20 protein-coding genes and 1 riboswitch are annotated in these 13,800 nt (G+C 62.4%); of the genes, 17 read left to right on the top strand and 3 right to left on the bottom strand.

Going from position 1 to position 13,800, the window contains the following annotated elements; genetic code table 11:
• Positions 1 to 65: 65 nt before the first annotated feature.
• The 17 genes from FD715_RS13715 to rpmE all read left to right on the top strand — a co-directional run bounded on the left by FD715_RS13715 (position 66) and on the right by rpmE (position 10,572).
• Complete coding sequence (locus FD715_RS13715; protein WP_370455404.1) at positions 66 to 464, top strand: cytochrome c; 399 nt, start codon at positions 66 to 68, stop codon at positions 462 to 464.
• A 116-nt stretch (positions 465 to 580) separates the two neighbouring features.
• A riboswitch (TPP riboswitch) is annotated at positions 581 to 678 on the top strand.
• A 171-nt stretch (positions 679 to 849) separates the two neighbouring features.
• Positions 850 to 1,548 (top strand): TenA family protein, encoded by a 699-nt coding sequence (locus tag FD715_RS13710; protein WP_147110605.1) that lies wholly within the window; start codon positions 850 to 852, stop codon positions 1,546 to 1,548.
• A 265-nt stretch (positions 1,549 to 1,813) separates the two neighbouring features.
• Positions 1,814 to 3,313 (top strand): signal recognition particle protein, encoded by a 1,500-nt coding sequence (gene ffh, locus FD715_RS13705; protein ID WP_147110602.1) that lies wholly within the window; start codon positions 1,814 to 1,816, stop codon positions 3,311 to 3,313.
• Positions 3,310 to 3,840, top strand: a complete 531-nt coding sequence (locus FD715_RS13700) for a GNAT family N-acetyltransferase (RefSeq protein WP_223274878.1) — start codon at positions 3,310 to 3,312, stop codon at positions 3,838 to 3,840. The genes ffh and FD715_RS13700 overlap by 4 nt, the downstream gene beginning before the upstream one ends.
• Positions 3,837 to 4,349: a GNAT family N-acetyltransferase gene (locus FD715_RS13695; protein ID WP_147110599.1), complete on the top strand. Its 513-nt coding sequence runs from the start codon at positions 3,837 to 3,839 to the stop codon at positions 4,347 to 4,349. The genes FD715_RS13700 and FD715_RS13695 overlap by 4 nt, the downstream gene beginning before the upstream one ends.
• Entirely contained in the window at positions 4,346 to 4,864 is a 519-nt protein-coding gene (locus FD715_RS13690) for a GNAT family N-acetyltransferase (protein ID WP_147110596.1), read from the top strand. The genes FD715_RS13695 and FD715_RS13690 overlap by 4 nt, the downstream gene beginning before the upstream one ends.
• Positions 4,861 to 5,388: a GNAT family N-acetyltransferase gene (locus FD715_RS13685; RefSeq protein WP_147110594.1), complete on the top strand. Its 528-nt coding sequence runs from the start codon at positions 4,861 to 4,863 to the stop codon at positions 5,386 to 5,388. The genes FD715_RS13690 and FD715_RS13685 overlap by 4 nt, the downstream gene beginning before the upstream one ends.
• Before the next feature lie 139 nt (positions 5,389 to 5,527).
• Complete coding sequence (locus tag FD715_RS13680) at positions 5,528 to 6,091, top strand: GNAT family N-acetyltransferase (RefSeq protein WP_147110591.1); 564 nt, start codon at positions 5,528 to 5,530, stop codon at positions 6,089 to 6,091.
• Positions 6,091 to 6,693 (top strand): GNAT family N-acetyltransferase, encoded by a 603-nt coding sequence (locus FD715_RS13675; protein WP_147110588.1) that lies wholly within the window; start codon positions 6,091 to 6,093, stop codon positions 6,691 to 6,693. The genes FD715_RS13680 and FD715_RS13675 overlap by 1 nt, the downstream gene beginning before the upstream one ends.
• A 108-nt stretch (positions 6,694 to 6,801) precedes the next feature.
• Entirely contained in the window at positions 6,802 to 7,098 is a 297-nt protein-coding gene (locus FD715_RS13670; RefSeq protein ID WP_147110586.1) for a chorismate mutase, read from the top strand.
• A gap of 41 nt (positions 7,099 to 7,139) precedes the next feature.
• Positions 7,140 to 7,529: a 30S ribosomal protein S16 gene (gene rpsP, locus FD715_RS13665; RefSeq protein WP_147110583.1), complete on the top strand. Its 390-nt coding sequence runs from the start codon at positions 7,140 to 7,142 to the stop codon at positions 7,527 to 7,529.
• A 15-nt stretch (positions 7,530 to 7,544) separates the two neighbouring features.
• Positions 7,545 to 8,171 (top strand): 5,6-dimethylbenzimidazole synthase, encoded by a 627-nt coding sequence (bluB, locus tag FD715_RS13660; RefSeq protein WP_147110580.1) that lies wholly within the window; start codon positions 7,545 to 7,547, stop codon positions 8,169 to 8,171.
• Positions 8,172 to 8,273: 102 nt separating this feature from the next.
• Positions 8,274 to 8,411, top strand: a complete 138-nt coding sequence (locus FD715_RS22540; protein WP_189799494.1) for a hypothetical protein — start codon at positions 8,274 to 8,276, stop codon at positions 8,409 to 8,411.
• Positions 8,404 to 8,910, top strand: coding sequence for a ribosome maturation factor RimM (gene rimM / locus FD715_RS13655; protein WP_147110577.1), 507 nt, complete (start codon positions 8,404 to 8,406; stop codon positions 8,908 to 8,910). Before FD715_RS22540 ends, rimM begins: the two co-directional genes overlap by 8 nt.
• 4 nt (positions 8,911 to 8,914) lie before the next feature.
• The gene (gene trmD, locus FD715_RS13650; RefSeq protein WP_147110574.1) at positions 8,915 to 9,709 is read left to right on the top strand and encodes a tRNA (guanosine(37)-N1)-methyltransferase TrmD; all 795 of its coding nucleotides are present in this window, start codon (positions 8,915 to 8,917) and stop codon (positions 9,707 to 9,709) included.
• A gap of 255 nt (positions 9,710 to 9,964) precedes the next feature.
• Positions 9,965 to 10,354, top strand: coding sequence for a 50S ribosomal protein L19 (gene rplS, locus FD715_RS13645; protein ID WP_147110571.1), 390 nt, complete (start codon positions 9,965 to 9,967; stop codon positions 10,352 to 10,354).
• The gene (gene rpmE, locus FD715_RS13640) at positions 10,351 to 10,572 is read left to right on the top strand and encodes a 50S ribosomal protein L31 (protein WP_039682115.1); all 222 of its coding nucleotides are present in this window, start codon (positions 10,351 to 10,353) and stop codon (positions 10,570 to 10,572) included. The genes rplS and rpmE overlap by 4 nt, the downstream gene beginning before the upstream one ends.
• A 162-nt stretch (positions 10,573 to 10,734) precedes the next feature.
• Here rpmE and FD715_RS13635 read toward each other — a convergent pair whose 3' ends face one another.
• From FD715_RS13635 to bchE, 3 genes are all read right to left on the bottom strand, one after another.
• Positions 10,735 to 11,298, bottom strand: a complete 564-nt coding sequence (locus FD715_RS13635) for a hypothetical protein (protein ID WP_147110568.1) — start codon at positions 11,296 to 11,298, stop codon at positions 10,735 to 10,737.
• Positions 11,299 to 11,455: 157 nt separating this feature from the next.
• The gene (gene bchJ, locus FD715_RS13630; protein ID WP_147110564.1) at positions 11,456 to 12,064 is read right to left on the bottom strand and encodes a bacteriochlorophyll 4-vinyl reductase; all 609 of its coding nucleotides are present in this window, start codon (positions 12,062 to 12,064) and stop codon (positions 11,456 to 11,458) included.
• Entirely contained in the window at positions 12,057 to 13,709 is a 1,653-nt protein-coding gene (gene bchE / locus FD715_RS13625) for a magnesium-protoporphyrin IX monomethyl ester anaerobic oxidative cyclase (RefSeq protein WP_147110561.1), read from the bottom strand. Before bchE ends, bchJ begins: the two co-directional genes overlap by 8 nt.
• Between the last annotated feature and the right edge of the window lie 91 nt (positions 13,710 to 13,800).

Genomic DNA, 13,800 nt, shown 5'->3' with positions numbered 1-13,800 from the left:
CAAGATCAGGTCGGGGCGGCGCACCGCTCCTTACGCTCCCATCCGTATCAGATAGGAGACGTCCCGTGAAACAGATCATCGCCACCTTAGCTTTGCTTGGCAGCATGCCCGTGACCGCCTTGGCTCAGGATGTATCAATCGGGGCAACGCTCTATCAACGGCATTGCGCCACCTGTCACGGTGTCAACGCGGACGGCAACGGACCCATGCGTCCGGCGCTGCTGCTCCAACCGCCCAGCTTGACCGATCTTGCCACGCGCAACGACGGCACATTCCCGATCAGCCGCGTGGTATCGCGGATCGACGGGCGTGACCCGCTGGTCAGCCATGGCTCGCCCATGCCGGTCTATGGCTGGTATTTCGAAGGCGAGGATACTGCGCTGAAAGCCGAAACCGGCCAGCCGATCCTAACCAGCAAACCCATCGTGGACCTGATGGCCTATCTGGAAAGCATCCAGGAATGAGGCGGTCTCTGCGCCGCTCCGTCACTTAGGATAACAAGCGCCACCTCCACATCAGCGCGGGTTTGCTCCTGGCGCCACAATGCGTTTGACACCCGCCCGTGGCAACGTACTCTCGACCACAGCAACAGGGGCATCCGGCATCGTGCCGGGTTGAGAAGCACCCTTGGAACCTGAACCGGTTCAGACCGGCGGAGGAAGTTGCGTGCAGTCCCTCCGAGGTCTGCCCTGCGCCTCCCTATGATAACGCGAGGAGGCAGGTGATGATCGCGAAACAGCTTTTCGGCACCTCACGTGCGGCGCAAGCGCCGCGCGCGGATGCCATGCGACCACCCAACCGCACCACCTCCGCGCCCCTACCCCCATATCAAACCACGGAGACCAGGACATGAGCTTTACCGAAATGCTATGGTCCGAAACGGCCGAGCTTCAGGAGACGATCCTGACAATGCCGTTCAACACGGAACTCGCGGCGGGCACGCTGCCGTCAGACACGTTTCAAGGCTATATCATCCAGGATGCGCACTATCTCGAAGGCTTCGCCCGCGCCCTCGCGCTCTCGGCGTCCCGCGCGCCTGGGGCAGACGCCATCGCGCAGCTTGCCGGATCAGCCGCAGGTGCAATCGCGGTCGAGCGACAGTTGCATGGCGACTACATGGCGCGCTTCGTTGTGACACCAGAGACGTTCATGGCCACCCCGCCATCGCAGGCCTGTGATCATTATACCGCGTTTCTGCTTCGGTCCGCCGCAGTCGATCCGTTCCCCGTTGCCGTGACCGCATTGCTGCCCTGTTTCTGGATCTACTACCGGGTCGGCACGTCCATCCATGCCCATGCCGCGCCCGAAAACCCATATCGCGCCTGGATCGACACCTATGCGGGTGAGGCATTCGCCTCATCCGTACATGCGATGATCGCCCTGACCGACCGGCTCGGCGCCCAAGCGGACCAAAACACCCAAAACGCGATGAAAACCGCCTTTGCCCAATCGTCCTGGCACGAGTGGATGTTCTGGCATAGCGCCTATCACCGCCAAGGGTGGGAGACCCCCTCCAACCCGCCGCGCGTATCGGCACAATCGGCATAAGAATCGCGCCCGCCCCAAAGCGCCAGCGCAGCGGATGCGCCAAGGCTTGCAGCCACCGCTCTTGACTCACAGCCAACGCTGGCATACGCCCCGCGCAATACCCGGAAGTCCGTAAACTTCCAGTCCCTTGGTATATGCCCGGGATCGCCCTCCGTCAGCGCGTTGCGCCCACGGGGGTGCTTCTCGTTTCGGTCTGTTTCTTGGGGTCTGCACCGCTTGCACTTACGTGTCAGGCAAACGTCAACGGTCGAAAGGATGAAGGCCCATGTTTGAAAATCTCTCCGAACGCCTCTCCGGTGTCTTCGACCGGCTGACCAAGCAAGGCGCGCTGAGCGAGGACGACGTCAAAACCGCCCTGCGCGAGGTTCGCGTGGCGCTTCTTGAGGCCGACGTCTCCCTCCCCGTCGCCCGCGACTTCATCAAGCGCGTGCAGGAAGAGGCCACAGGTCAAGCCGTCACCAAGTCGATCACCCCCGGCCAGCAGGTGGTCAAGATCGTGCACGATGCCCTCGTCGCGACCCTCACGGGCGAAGGCGAACCCGGCGCGCTCAAAATCGACAGCCCCCCCGCCCCGATCCTGATGGTCGGCCTGCAAGGTGGCGGTAAGACCACCATGTCCGCCAAACTCGGCAAACGCCTGACCGAGCGTGACGGCAAGCGCGTGCTGATGGCCTCGCTCGACGTGACCCGCCCCGCTGCGATGGAACAACTCGCTATCCTCGGCGCGCAAGTCGGCGTCGATACCCTGCCCATCGTCAAGGGCGAGAACCCGGTCCAGATCGCCAAACGGGCCAAGACCCAGGCCAGTATGGGCGGCTATGACGTCTACATCCTCGACACCGCAGGCCGCCTCTCGATCGACGAAGAGTTGATGACGCAAGTGGAGCAAGTCCGCGACATCGCCAACCCGCGCGAGACCATCCTCGTCGTTGACGGCCTGACCGGTCAGGACGCCGTGAACACAGCGCAAAACTTCGACGACCGCATCGGCATCACGGGCGTGGCCCTGACCCGGATGGACGGCGACGGGCGCGGCGGTGCGGCACTCTCCATGCGCGCCGTCACCGGCAAGCCGATCAAGTTCGTGGGCCTGGGCGAAAAGATGGACGCGCTCGAAACCTTCGAGCCCGAGCGCATCGCAGGCCGCATCCTCGGCATGGGCGACATCGTCAGCCTGGTCGAAAAAGCGCAGGAAACCATCGAGGCCGAACAGGCCGAAAAGATGATGAAGCGCATGGCCAAGGGTCAGTTCAACATGAACGACCTGCGCATGCAGCTGGAACAGATGATCAAGATGGGCGGCATGGAAGGCATGATGGGCATGATGCCCGGCATGGGCAAAATGGCCAAACAGGTGCAGGACGCGGGCTTCGACGACAAGATCCTCAAGCAGCAGATCGCCATGATCCAGTCCATGACCAAGAAAGAGCGCGCCGCCCCCCAGATCCTGCAGGCCAGCCGCAAGAAACGCATCGCTGCAGGCTCCGGCATGCAGGTCAGCGACCTCAACAAGCTGCTGAAAATGCACCGCCAGATGTCCGACATGATGAAAAAGCTCGGCAAGGGCAAAGGCGGCATGATGAAGAAAGCCATGCAGGCGATGATGGGCAAGGGCGGCGGCATGCCCGACATGGGCAACATGGACCAGGCCCAGCTCGAAGCGGCAGCCAAACAACTCGGCGGCAAAATGCCCGGCGGTCTCCCCGGCCTGGGCGGCGGCATGCCACTGCCCCCCGGCCTCTCTGGGTTCGGCAAGAAAAAGTGACCGGGATCACCGATCATATCCCCACGCTCGAAACCGAGCGTCTGGTGCTGCGCGCACCAAGCCGGGCCGACTTCCCGGCCTTCGCCGCCTATTGCGCGTCCCCCCGCGCGACATTCAGCTGGGGCCAGATCGGCGCCGACCGGGCATGGGCCGAATTTGCAGCCGCTATCGGAAGCTGGTCGCTCATGGGCTTCGGCGCTTGGTCGATCGAGGACCGGGCCACCGGCACTTATTGCGGTGAAATCCTCCTCCAACACCCCGCCCACTTCCCCGAACCGGAACTGGGCTGGACCCTGATGGAAGAGTCCGAAGGCAAGGGCATCGCATACGAGGCCGCCGTAGCTGCTCGCGACTGGTTCACCGCGAACCATGGCGATAAATCCTTGGTCAGCTACATCACACCCGGCAACACGCGGTCCGAAGCGCTTGCCACCCGCCTGGGCGCCACACACGACCCGGACGCCCCCCTACCCGACGGCGAAACGGCCAACGAAACGGCAGTCTACCGCCACCGGAGGGCCGCATGACCGCAGCGACAACCCTAACGACAGACCGCCTGACCCTGCGCCAACCTCAGGCCAGCGACCTCCCCCCCTACACTGACTATTGCGCAAGCCCCCGCACACAATTCGTCGGCGGACCCTTCGACGCGGCCCAGGCATTCGACAAATTCGCGGCCTTTGCCGGCCACTGGGCGCTGCGCGGCTTCGGGCGCTACATCATGCAACAGGACGGCGCGCCCATCGGTCACGTCGGGCCGATGCAGCGTGACCACAGGCAGCCACCTGAATTCACCTGGACTCTGTGGGACAGCAGGTATGAAGGGCAAGGGCTCGCCACCGAAGCGGCAGCACATGTGCGCGATCACCTCCTCGGCGACCTCCGATGGCCCGAGATGATCGTGCACATCCTACCCGACAATTCAGGCTCCATCGGCATCGCCGAACGGATCGGAGCAACCCGGACCGATGATACACCCCCGGCATGGTACGAAGGCGCCGTGGTCTACCGCCTCACTGCAGAGGTGTCCGCATGATCACCCTCACCAACACACCGACGCTCACGACCGAACGCCTCACCCTGCGGGCGCCGCAACCGCAGGACGCGCCCACCTTCATCGAGTTCTACAAAACCGACCGCGCCCAATATGTCGGCGGACCTAAGGACGACAAACGCGGGTGGGAATTCTTCTGCACCGAAATCGGCCACTGGGTCATGCGCGGCTACGGCATGTTTGTCGTGACCTATCAGGGCGACGACACACCACTCGGCATCGTCGGCCACTGGAACCCGAAAACCTGGCCCGAACAGGAAGTCGGCTGGGTGATTTTCGAACCCGCTATCGAAGGCAAAGGCATCGCATTCGAGGCGGCAAAAGCCGTCATCGACTACACGTGGACCACACTCAAATGGGCTACCATCGTCAGCTACATTGCCTACCCGAACACCCGCTCAATCGCATTGGCCGAACGGCTGGGTGCGGTCCGCGATGAAGATGCCGAAACCCCCGGCACAGCCTATGTCTATCGCCACCCGAGGCCCACGGCATGACAGTCACCTTCTCTACCCCCACGCTTGAGACCGAGCGCCTGATCCTGCGCGCGCCCGCGCTCACGGATTTCGATGTGCTGGCCGACTTCTACGCCTCCCCCCGTGCGGAATTCGTCGGCGGCCCGCAAAGCCGCGAACTCAGCTGGCGCAACCTGGCACTGGAAGCAGGCCACTGGGTCCTGCGCGGTTTCGGCCGCTGGACGCTCGTCGAAAAGACCACGCAAAACCCGGTCGGCATCGTCGGCCTCTGGCACCCCGAAGGCTTCCCCGAAAACGAACTCGGCTGGGACCTTTTCGACGGTGCGACAGGCAAGGGCTACGCCACCGAAGCCGCCATCGCAGCGCGCCACTATGCCTATGACACCCTCGGCTGGACCACCCTCACCAGCCTGATCGCCATAGGCAACGATGGCTCGCGCCGCGTCGCCGAACGCCTCGGCGCGACCTACGACAGCGACTTCACGCATGAACGCTTCGGCCCCATGCAACTCTGGCGCCACCCCGGACCGGAGGCACTGACATGACCCCTTCCCTGTTTCAAAAAAATCCTCCCCGAAGGGCCGATCAGCCACAGGCTGCACACCCGACCAAACGGGCTCACGTTTCAACCGCCGCCAATATGACGTCGCGCGGCAGCGCGTCCTTTTGGAAAGGCGCGCGCCCATGACCTTCCCTTGCGAAACGCCCCGCACCGGCGCGGCCTCCCTCTTCGCCATCGCGCTCCAAGGCCACCTGCCGACCCTCGCAACCGACCGGCTGCTGCTGCGCGCCCCGCGCGTGACCGATTTCGACACCTACGCCCAAATCGCCTGCACCGACCGCGGCAAGCATCTGGGCGGACCAATGACGCGCGAAGACGCCTGGCTCGACTTCAGCCAGATGACCTCAACCTGGCTCCTCCACGGCCACGGTCTCTGGACCATCGGGCACGCGGGCGACATCGCGGGCTTCGTCTTGCTGGGCTTTGAGCCCGGTGACCCCGAACCCGAACTGGGCTTCATGCTGACCGAACAGGCTGAAGGGATGGGGATCGCGCAAGAGGCCGCACAAGCCGCCCTCACCCACGCCTTCCAGACCCTCGGCTGGTCCACGCTCGTCTCCTATATCGACCCGGCAAACGCCCGCTCCATCAAGCTGGCGCAACGCCTCGGCGGCCTGCCCGATGGCGAGATCGCGCAAGACGGCGACACCGCCCTCATCTACCGCTACGTCCGGGAGATGATGTGATGTCCCACGCCGCCATTCCCGTCATCGAAACGCAGCGCCTTGTCCTGCGCGGGCCAGAGCCCGAGGACTACCCGAATTTCAAAGCAACCTTCGCCTCCTACCGTTCCCGCTTCATGGGCGGCCCGCTGAACCCTTATGAGGCGTGGATGCTCTACGCCGCCGAAATCGGGCATTGGGACATCCGCGGCTTCGGCATGTGGATGATCCACGACAAGGACACGGACGACACCTACGGCATGGCCGGTGGCTGGCAGCCCGCAGGCTGGCCGGAACGCGAAATCGCCTGGATCATCTGGCCAGACAAGGCGGGCAAGGGCTACGCCCTCGAAGCGACTCACGCCGTGCGCGCGCATTACTACGCGAATGGATGGGACGGGGCCGTCAGCTATCTCGACCCGATGAACCTCGACAGCATCCGGCTGGCCGAGCGGCTGGGTGCGTTCAAGGACAAGGCGGCGCAAACCATCGACGGCTCCGACGCCGTCTACCGCCACCCGTCCCCCGAAGCTCTCGATGGCACGCAACTGGCGCACGGGATCGAGATGGAAATCGGCCACTACGCCGACCCGATGTTCAAACCGAAAGGATGGGCACTTGATTAACGAAACCTTACCCCACTTGCACGATGGGGGTGCACGAGGGGTGTACGGATGGTGCACAGGAGGTGACACTCTGTTTGCCAGCCCTTTCGGCCCAGGAAAGGGACGCCCATGACCGACGCCATCACCCGCGCCGCCGAAGTGCTGGCGGACCACCGCGCCAGCATCGACCGGCTCGATGCAATCCTCGTCTATACCCTGGGCGAGCGGTTCAAACACACGCAGGCCGTGGGGAAACTCAAGGCCACACACGACCTTCCGCCCTCCGATCCCACGCGCGAAGCCGCGCAGATCGCTCGGCTTGAAGATTTGGCAAACCGGGCCGATCTGGACCCCGAATTCGCCAAGAAGTTCCTGAACTTCATCATCGCTGAAGTCATTCAGCACCACAAGAAACACCAAGAATAACGGGTGTTTGCCCGTCACCGCCATTAAAGGAGAAACAAACAATGGCCATGAAAATCCGTCTTGCCCGTGGTGGCTCGAAAAAGCGTCCCTTCTACCGCATCGTGGCTGCCGACAGCCGCATGCCGCGCGACGGTCGCTACATCGAAAAGCTGGGCACCTATAACCCGCTCCTGCCCAAAGACAGCGAAGAGCGCGTGAAAATGAACATGGAGCGCGTGCAATACTGGCTGGGTCAGGGCGCACAGCCCACCGACCGCATCAGCCGCATGCTGGAAGCCGCTGGCGTTGTGGAGAAGAAAGACCGCAACAACCCCCAAAAGGGTGAGCCCGGCCAGAAAGCCAAGGACCGCGCAGAAGAGAAAGCGGCCAAGGCTGCTGAAGCGTCTGAAGCCCCGGCTGAAGAAGCAGCGGCAGAAGAAACCGCAGAGTAATCAAGGGCTTGGCGCGTGGACACATTTCCGGATGAGTTTCGCAGCCAGCTTCTGAACCTCATGGCGTGGCGGCGCGATGTGCGCCGCTTTCGCACCGACCCAGTGCCCGAGGCAGTGCTGATGCGCTGCCTCGACACATTTCGGCTGGCCCCTTCCGTGGGCCTGTCCGAACCTTGGCGGATCCTCCGCGTCCAAAGCGACACGGCTCGTGCCGCAGCGCTCGAAAACTACAAAGCCGCCAACGCGCAGGCCCTTGCAGGCTACGATGGCGACGAAGCTACAAACTACAGCCAACTCAAGCTGTCCGGCATGGCTGAAGCCCCTGAACATCTTGCGATTTTCTGCGATGACTGCACGACACAAGGACGCGGCCTCGGTGCCGCGACTATGCCCGAAATGCGCCGCTACTCGGTGGTCGGTGCCATCACGCTCATGTGGCTCGCCGCGCGTGCCGAAGGCCTCGGCATGGGTTGGGTCTCCATCCTCGATCCGGAACAACTGTGCCGCGACCTCAACGTACCCAAGGGCTGGTCACTCGTCGCCTATATGTGCGTCGGCTGGCCCGAAGAGCACGCAGATACACCCGAACTGGAACGCGCGGGATGGGAACACCGGCACGATCTGGTGATCGAGACGCGATAGAACGGCGGCAGGATGGTGCAAACAGACACCACGGCCAGCATACACTGGACAAGGCCCTGCAACGTGTCGCAAATGCACCAACCACCACAAGGGGCGCACCCGATGTTCGGACTGATCCGCACTGCCATCCTGATCCTGATCGCCTTCGTGGCCGGTCTGCTGTTCGAACGCAGCCAGGCGGGTGAGGCTTGCGTGTCGCAAGGCGGCGTCATGCGCGACGGAGTGTGCTGGAATGAGTGACGATTTGATCTGCGTGGGCGCGATCAGCGGCGCATACGGGGTGCGGGGCGAGGTACGTGTCAAATCCTTCTGCGCAGATCCGGAGGACATCGAAGCGTACAGCCCCCTCACCACCGAGGACGGCGCGCGGTTCTTCTCGCTGGCCATTATCCGGCCCATGAAAAACGGCTTCGTCGCCCGCATCGCTGAAGTGGCCACCAAAGAGGATGCTGACGCGTTGAAAGGCACCCAGCTTTTCGCCTGCCGCGACCAGCTTCCGCACCTGCCCGATGATGAGTTCTACTACACCGACCTCGTCGGCCTTGAGGTGTTCGACACCGGCGGCACATCTCTGGGCCGGGTCAAGTCGGTGCAGAACCACGGTGCCAGCGATCTTCTGGAAATCCACGCGCCCGGCGGCACGACCACGGTGCTTTTGCCCTTCACGAAAGCCGCAGTGCCGACCGTCGATCTGTCCGCTCGCCGCATAGTGGCCGACCCGCCCGAAGGCTTGTTCTAGGGCCATGACACAGCCCCCAAAATCCCACGGGCGCAAAGCCATCCGCCCGACGCTCAAACCCTCGTCACTGATGGACGAAGCGCCCGATCTGGTCGGCGTTTGGCAGGCGCGCATCGTCACGCTTTTCCCGGAGACATTTCCCGGCGTCCTCGGCGCATCGCTCACAGGCAAGGCGTTGCAGGACGGCAAATGGCAGCTTCACACCCACGACCTGCGCGCCTACGGGATCGGCAAACACCGCAACGTCGATGATACGCCTGCAGGTGGTGGCGCGGGCATGGTCCTGCGTGCCGATGTGGTCAGCAACGCCATTGCCGAGGCGCAATCCCACGCCCGCGGACGCTGGCCCATTCTCTATTTGTCCCCGCGGGGACAACGGTTTGATCAGAGCATGGCGCGCGATCTGGCGCGCTGCGACGGGGTCACGATGCTTTGTGGCCGATTCGAGGGCGTGGACGAGCGCGTGCTCGAGCACTGGAACATCATCGAGGTATCCTTGGGCGACTTTGTGATGACCGGCGGCGAGATCGCGGCGCAAGCCATGCTCGATGCCACTGTGCGCCTCCTGCCCGGCGTGCTCGGCAATGCAGAAAGCGCCGTCGACGAAAGCCATTCAAACGGCCTGCTCGAACACCCCCAATACACCCGCCCCGCGACATGGGAGGGACGCGACATCCCCGATGTGCTTATGTCCGGCAACCACGGCAAGGTCGCGGAATGGCGGCAAGCGCAGTCCGAGAAACTCACACGGGCCCGGCGTCCCGACCTCTGGGCGGAACACCAGGCGAAATCACAGTAACTTCGCGCCCGAACCGCTTGATCCACACGGCCACCCCGCCTATACACCGCCCATTCCGACTCGGGTTCTACCCGACCGGACACCTTGGCGCGTGGCACCTTCTTCGGTGAAATTCACACGCGCCAATAGGACGAACAAGGAATGATGACCTGACCTCCGGCGGGCACTGCGGTGGACCCGGTGAAGACACGAGAGCTCTCAGGCGCGACAAACCTTCGTGGGCAAACCACGAGCATGAGATAGGAGACCAGGCCCATGGACCTGATCGCACAGCTGGAGGCGGAACAGATTGCCGCCCTGGGGAAAGACATCCCCGACTTCAAAGCCGGTGACACCATCCGCGTCGGCTACAAGGTGACCGAAGGCACCCGCACCCGTGTGCAGAACTACGAAGGCGTCTGCATCGCCCGCAACAACGGCCAAGGCATCGCTGGCTCGTTCACCGTTCGCAAGATTTCCTTTGGCGAAGGCGTGGAGCGGGTGTTCCCCCTCTACTCGACCAACATCGACAGCATCACCGTGGTCCGCCGCGGTCGCGTGCGTCGCGCCAAACTGTACTACCTCCGCTCGCGCCGCGGCAAATCGGCCCGGATCGCGGAAGTCACCAACTACAAACCCAAGAAGTCCGAAGGAGCGGAAGCATGAAAGCCGACACGCATCCCGACTACCACATCATCGACGTCAAGATGACGGACGGCACCGTGGTGCAAATGAAATCGACATGGGGCAAGGAAGGCGACCAACTGGCGCTCGACATCGACCCCTCCGTGCACCCCGCATGGACCGGCGGTACATCGCGCCTGATGGACACCGGCGGCCGCGTGTCGAAGTTCAAGAACAAGTACGCAGGTCTGGGCTTCTAAAGCACGCCAAATCACAGAATTGCCAAAGGCCGCTCCAACCGGAGCGGCCTTTTTCTTTGCGATGGGTGGCGCATACGGAGGGACGCGGGCCCTCATGTCCTGTCGCCGGACGCCCGCCCAAGCCCTATCTCAGCCCGAAAAACATAAGCCACCGCAGTTTGGCTAGCCCTTAACGGGGACAGCATGTCCGATCAGCAACTTGATGAACAACAGCGGCACGAACCATTCAAAGCCCGGCGTCGGTCCCAAAGCATAGAGCGAAAGACCCAAAGCGACGGCAAAGAATAACGTCGCAAGCGGACTGCGAAGCACGTTCGGCGCGCAAAGAACGATGATGGTGGACAACAGCAACCAGCCGCCCATGCTCAAGGCGTAAACGCTGTCGAAGCCCGGCCCTCGAAACGCCCATGCAACGATGACAATGTGACAGAGATGCAGTGCGACAAAACCCAAATGGTCGCGATGGCGCTGTTCAGGGCGGTGATACCACCTCTTGGTCGTTTCCGTCATGTTGCAGACTGCTCCGCCGATGATATCGGCCGCGATCAGCGCCCCCAGCACGATCAGCGGCCAACTCAATCCCAATGTATGAAGATGAACGGCGACCAGCGCACCACCAGCAAAGGTCGAGCCGAGCAGCAATACGGTCTCGCCTCTGCTCATACCTGGGCCCACGAAACGGTCCCATGATCCAAGAAGTCCTGGGCGCGGCTGGGTCATGCGCACGCAAATTACTCCTGTTTGAAATCTCACTCACGTTTGGACGTCAATATGCCACCTTGCGGGCGGACCAATTGAGGCAACGCAAGACAGCGACCGATTACTCACTACCCGGCGTCAAGCATGCCAGGTTCAAATCCGACATCGCTCGCACACCCCGACATCACCCGACATGCAACGCCGCACACCTCACCTCGAACCGGCATGGGCCACCACCGTTTTGCGCACCGCACCGGCACTCCTCACAGGTGCAGCTTGGCGACACCAATGCCTGATAGAGCCGCGCAAACACAGCTGCATGCCAGTGACACAGACAAGTCTCGCTCCTCTCTCCCCGGATCAGCGGATTATCCTCAATCTCGAAGGTCCACGCATTGGGCACACGCAGCCGCCCCGATCCGACAAACGTCCAAGCATGTTTTTTAATAGCCCGCGACAACAGCCGCGCCGACGGCGCCGGTGGCAACGTGTGCAGCACCCATTGCGCAGGGCGCGGAATACGGTGGCTCAGGATGTAATTCGCCGTCTCGTATCCCGCGACGGATGACAGGCAGGGGGCCAAATCCGGCTCTTCCTTGCGCAACTGTTGGTGCAATCGCGCGGCGTCGCCTTCGGGGATCATACAGGACCCATCCGGCACATCGAAAATACCAGCCGCAGCAAGCATCCGGTTGCGCCGCTCAGGCCCACCAATCCGGTCCAGCAACGGCAAAAGTTGAAGGATCGCGTTCGGCCCGATCAGCCCCGCAGGACGCTGGGCATCCTCAGACATCCTCCATCTGCTGATCGCCGCCACTGCAGGCTTTGACCTGCGCCCCGTTGGGCATCTTCAGATCCTGCTTGCGCGCGATGGTCTGCGCCTTCACCGCCTCGCGCCGTTCCTTGGCACGCGCGGCGCGGTCGGCGCTGGCCTCCCAATCCTCCAACTGCGCCTCGGCCACTTGCCGGGTCTCATCAAAGTGGAAATCAACCGTCTTCTTGGTTTGAGGCCCCCAATACCCCGCCTTGCCCAGATCATAGAACGTGCGCTGGAACCCAGCCTTGAGGAAGGCATAAAGGCAGCCCAGCAGATACCGCCGCCGGAACCCGGTGCCGCGCCACGGGTAATGGAACAGCGCCTTGCGACTGTAAAACCGGCGATAATTGTTCATCACGCCGTCCAGCAGCTCACCCCGCTCCATCGCGGCGGGTTTCATGATGGGCGTCACGAAGTTGTATTTTGAGAAGTCGTAAATCTCGACCTGATCCTTCAACTCCTGAAACAGCGGGGTGAAGGGCCAAGGGGTATACATCGACCAGTTCGCCAGATCGGGCTGCCAGTCCCACGCCATTTTGTAGGTTTCTTCCAGCGTCTCGGGCGTTTCGTTGTCGAGACCCACGATAAACTGCGCCTCGACCAGAATGTCCGCCTTGCGCAACAGCTTGATGGCGGTCTTGTTCTCTTCGACCTTGGTTTCCTTGTTGAACACGTCCAGCTTCATCTGCGCCGCGGCCTCTGTGCCCAGCGACACATGGACGAGGCCAGCCTTGCGGTAGAATTTCAGCAAATCCTTGTCGCGATAGATGTCCGTGACGCGGGTGTTGATGCCCCATTTCACGCGATCCGGCAGGCCCCGGTCGATCAGCTCCTGACAGAAGGCCACGAACTTCTTCTTGTTGATCGTGGGTTCCTCGTCAGCGAGGATAAAGAACCCAACGCCATGATTTTCCACAAGGTCTTCGATCTCGTCCACCACGTCCTTCGGATCGCGCACCCGGTAGTCTCGCCAGAACTTCCACTGGCTGCAGAACGAACAGGTGAACGGGCACCCGCGCGCCAGGTTCGGAATGGCGACGCGCGTGTTCAGGGGGATGTAGATGTATTTCGACCAGTCCAGAACCGACCAATCCGGTTTGATCTTGCTCAGATCCTTGACCGTGCTGGCGGCTTGCGTGGCAAAGATCTTGTCGCCATCCATGAAGGCAAGGCCGCGTATCTTCTTCCGCTCAGCGGGAAAGCGGCCGTCTTCGATGGCCAGCATGAGTTCGGTGCAGATCTCCTCACCCTCGCCCCGCACAATCACGTCGATCCAGGGGGCTTCGGACAGGACCTGCTTGTACATGAAGGTCGCGTGCACCCCACCCATGACGCGCACGGCGTCTGGCACCACGTCTCGCGCGATTTTCAGCACGTCCTCGGCCCGGTAGATCGACGGCGTGATCGCCGTGACGCCGACCACATCGGGCTTGATGGCCTCCATCCGCTGCGCCAGATCGGCATCGGTCAACTCATCCGTCATCGCGTCGATGAAGTGGATATCGTCAAAGCCCGCCTGTCGCAGGTGCCCCGTCAGATAAGCGACCCAAGCCGGCGGCCATGTGCCCGCAATCTCAGCCCCGCCAGAACGATAATTCGGATGTACAAACAGAATGCGCATGTCAGCCCTCCATGTAAACTAAAGTTGACAGTCGAGCCGCCAACTTCATTGACATGGATCAAAAGGGCTGAATACAGCGCGTTTCCGCAAC

The organism is Tateyamaria sp. syn59, from assembly GCF_007995245.1.
Taxonomy (GTDB): Bacteria; Pseudomonadota; Alphaproteobacteria; order Rhodobacterales; family Rhodobacteraceae; genus Tateyamaria.
Note: the sequence above shows the minus strand (reverse complement) of the source record. Positions and strands in the feature narration are given on the sequence as shown.

Coding starts and splice junctions, on each gene's coding strand:
- bchJ (WP_147110564.1), bottom strand. CDS start 12,064: ATGTCTGAGGATGCCCAGCGTCCTGCGGGGCTGATCGGGCCGAACGCG.
- FD715_RS13695 (WP_147110599.1), top strand. CDS start 3,837: ATGACCGCAGCGACAACCCTAACGACAGACCGCCTGACCCTGCGCCAA.
- trmD (WP_147110574.1), top strand. CDS start 8,915: ATGACACAGCCCCCAAAATCCCACGGGCGCAAAGCCATCCGCCCGACG.
- rpmE (WP_039682115.1), top strand. CDS start 10,351: ATGAAAGCCGACACGCATCCCGACTACCACATCATCGACGTCAAGATG.
- FD715_RS13690 (WP_147110596.1), top strand. CDS start 4,346: ATGATCACCCTCACCAACACACCGACGCTCACGACCGAACGCCTCACC.
- bchE (WP_147110561.1), bottom strand. CDS start 13,709: ATGCGCATTCTGTTTGTACATCCGAATTATCGTTCTGGCGGGGCTGAG.
- FD715_RS13685 (WP_147110594.1), top strand. CDS start 4,861: ATGACAGTCACCTTCTCTACCCCCACGCTTGAGACCGAGCGCCTGATC.
- FD715_RS13675 (WP_147110588.1), top strand. CDS start 6,091: ATGTCCCACGCCGCCATTCCCGTCATCGAAACGCAGCGCCTTGTCCTG.
- FD715_RS22540 (WP_189799494.1), top strand. CDS start 8,274: ATGTTCGGACTGATCCGCACTGCCATCCTGATCCTGATCGCCTTCGTG.
- ffh (WP_147110602.1), top strand. CDS start 1,814: ATGTTTGAAAATCTCTCCGAACGCCTCTCCGGTGTCTTCGACCGGCTG.
- FD715_RS13670 (WP_147110586.1), top strand. CDS start 6,802: ATGACCGACGCCATCACCCGCGCCGCCGAAGTGCTGGCGGACCACCGC.
- rplS (WP_147110571.1), top strand. CDS start 9,965: ATGGACCTGATCGCACAGCTGGAGGCGGAACAGATTGCCGCCCTGGGG.
- FD715_RS13680 (WP_147110591.1), top strand. CDS start 5,528: ATGACCTTCCCTTGCGAAACGCCCCGCACCGGCGCGGCCTCCCTCTTC.
- rimM (WP_147110577.1), top strand. CDS start 8,404: ATGAGTGACGATTTGATCTGCGTGGGCGCGATCAGCGGCGCATACGGG.
- FD715_RS13710 (WP_147110605.1), top strand. CDS start 850: ATGAGCTTTACCGAAATGCTATGGTCCGAAACGGCCGAGCTTCAGGAG.
- rpsP (WP_147110583.1), top strand. CDS start 7,140: ATGGCCATGAAAATCCGTCTTGCCCGTGGTGGCTCGAAAAAGCGTCCC.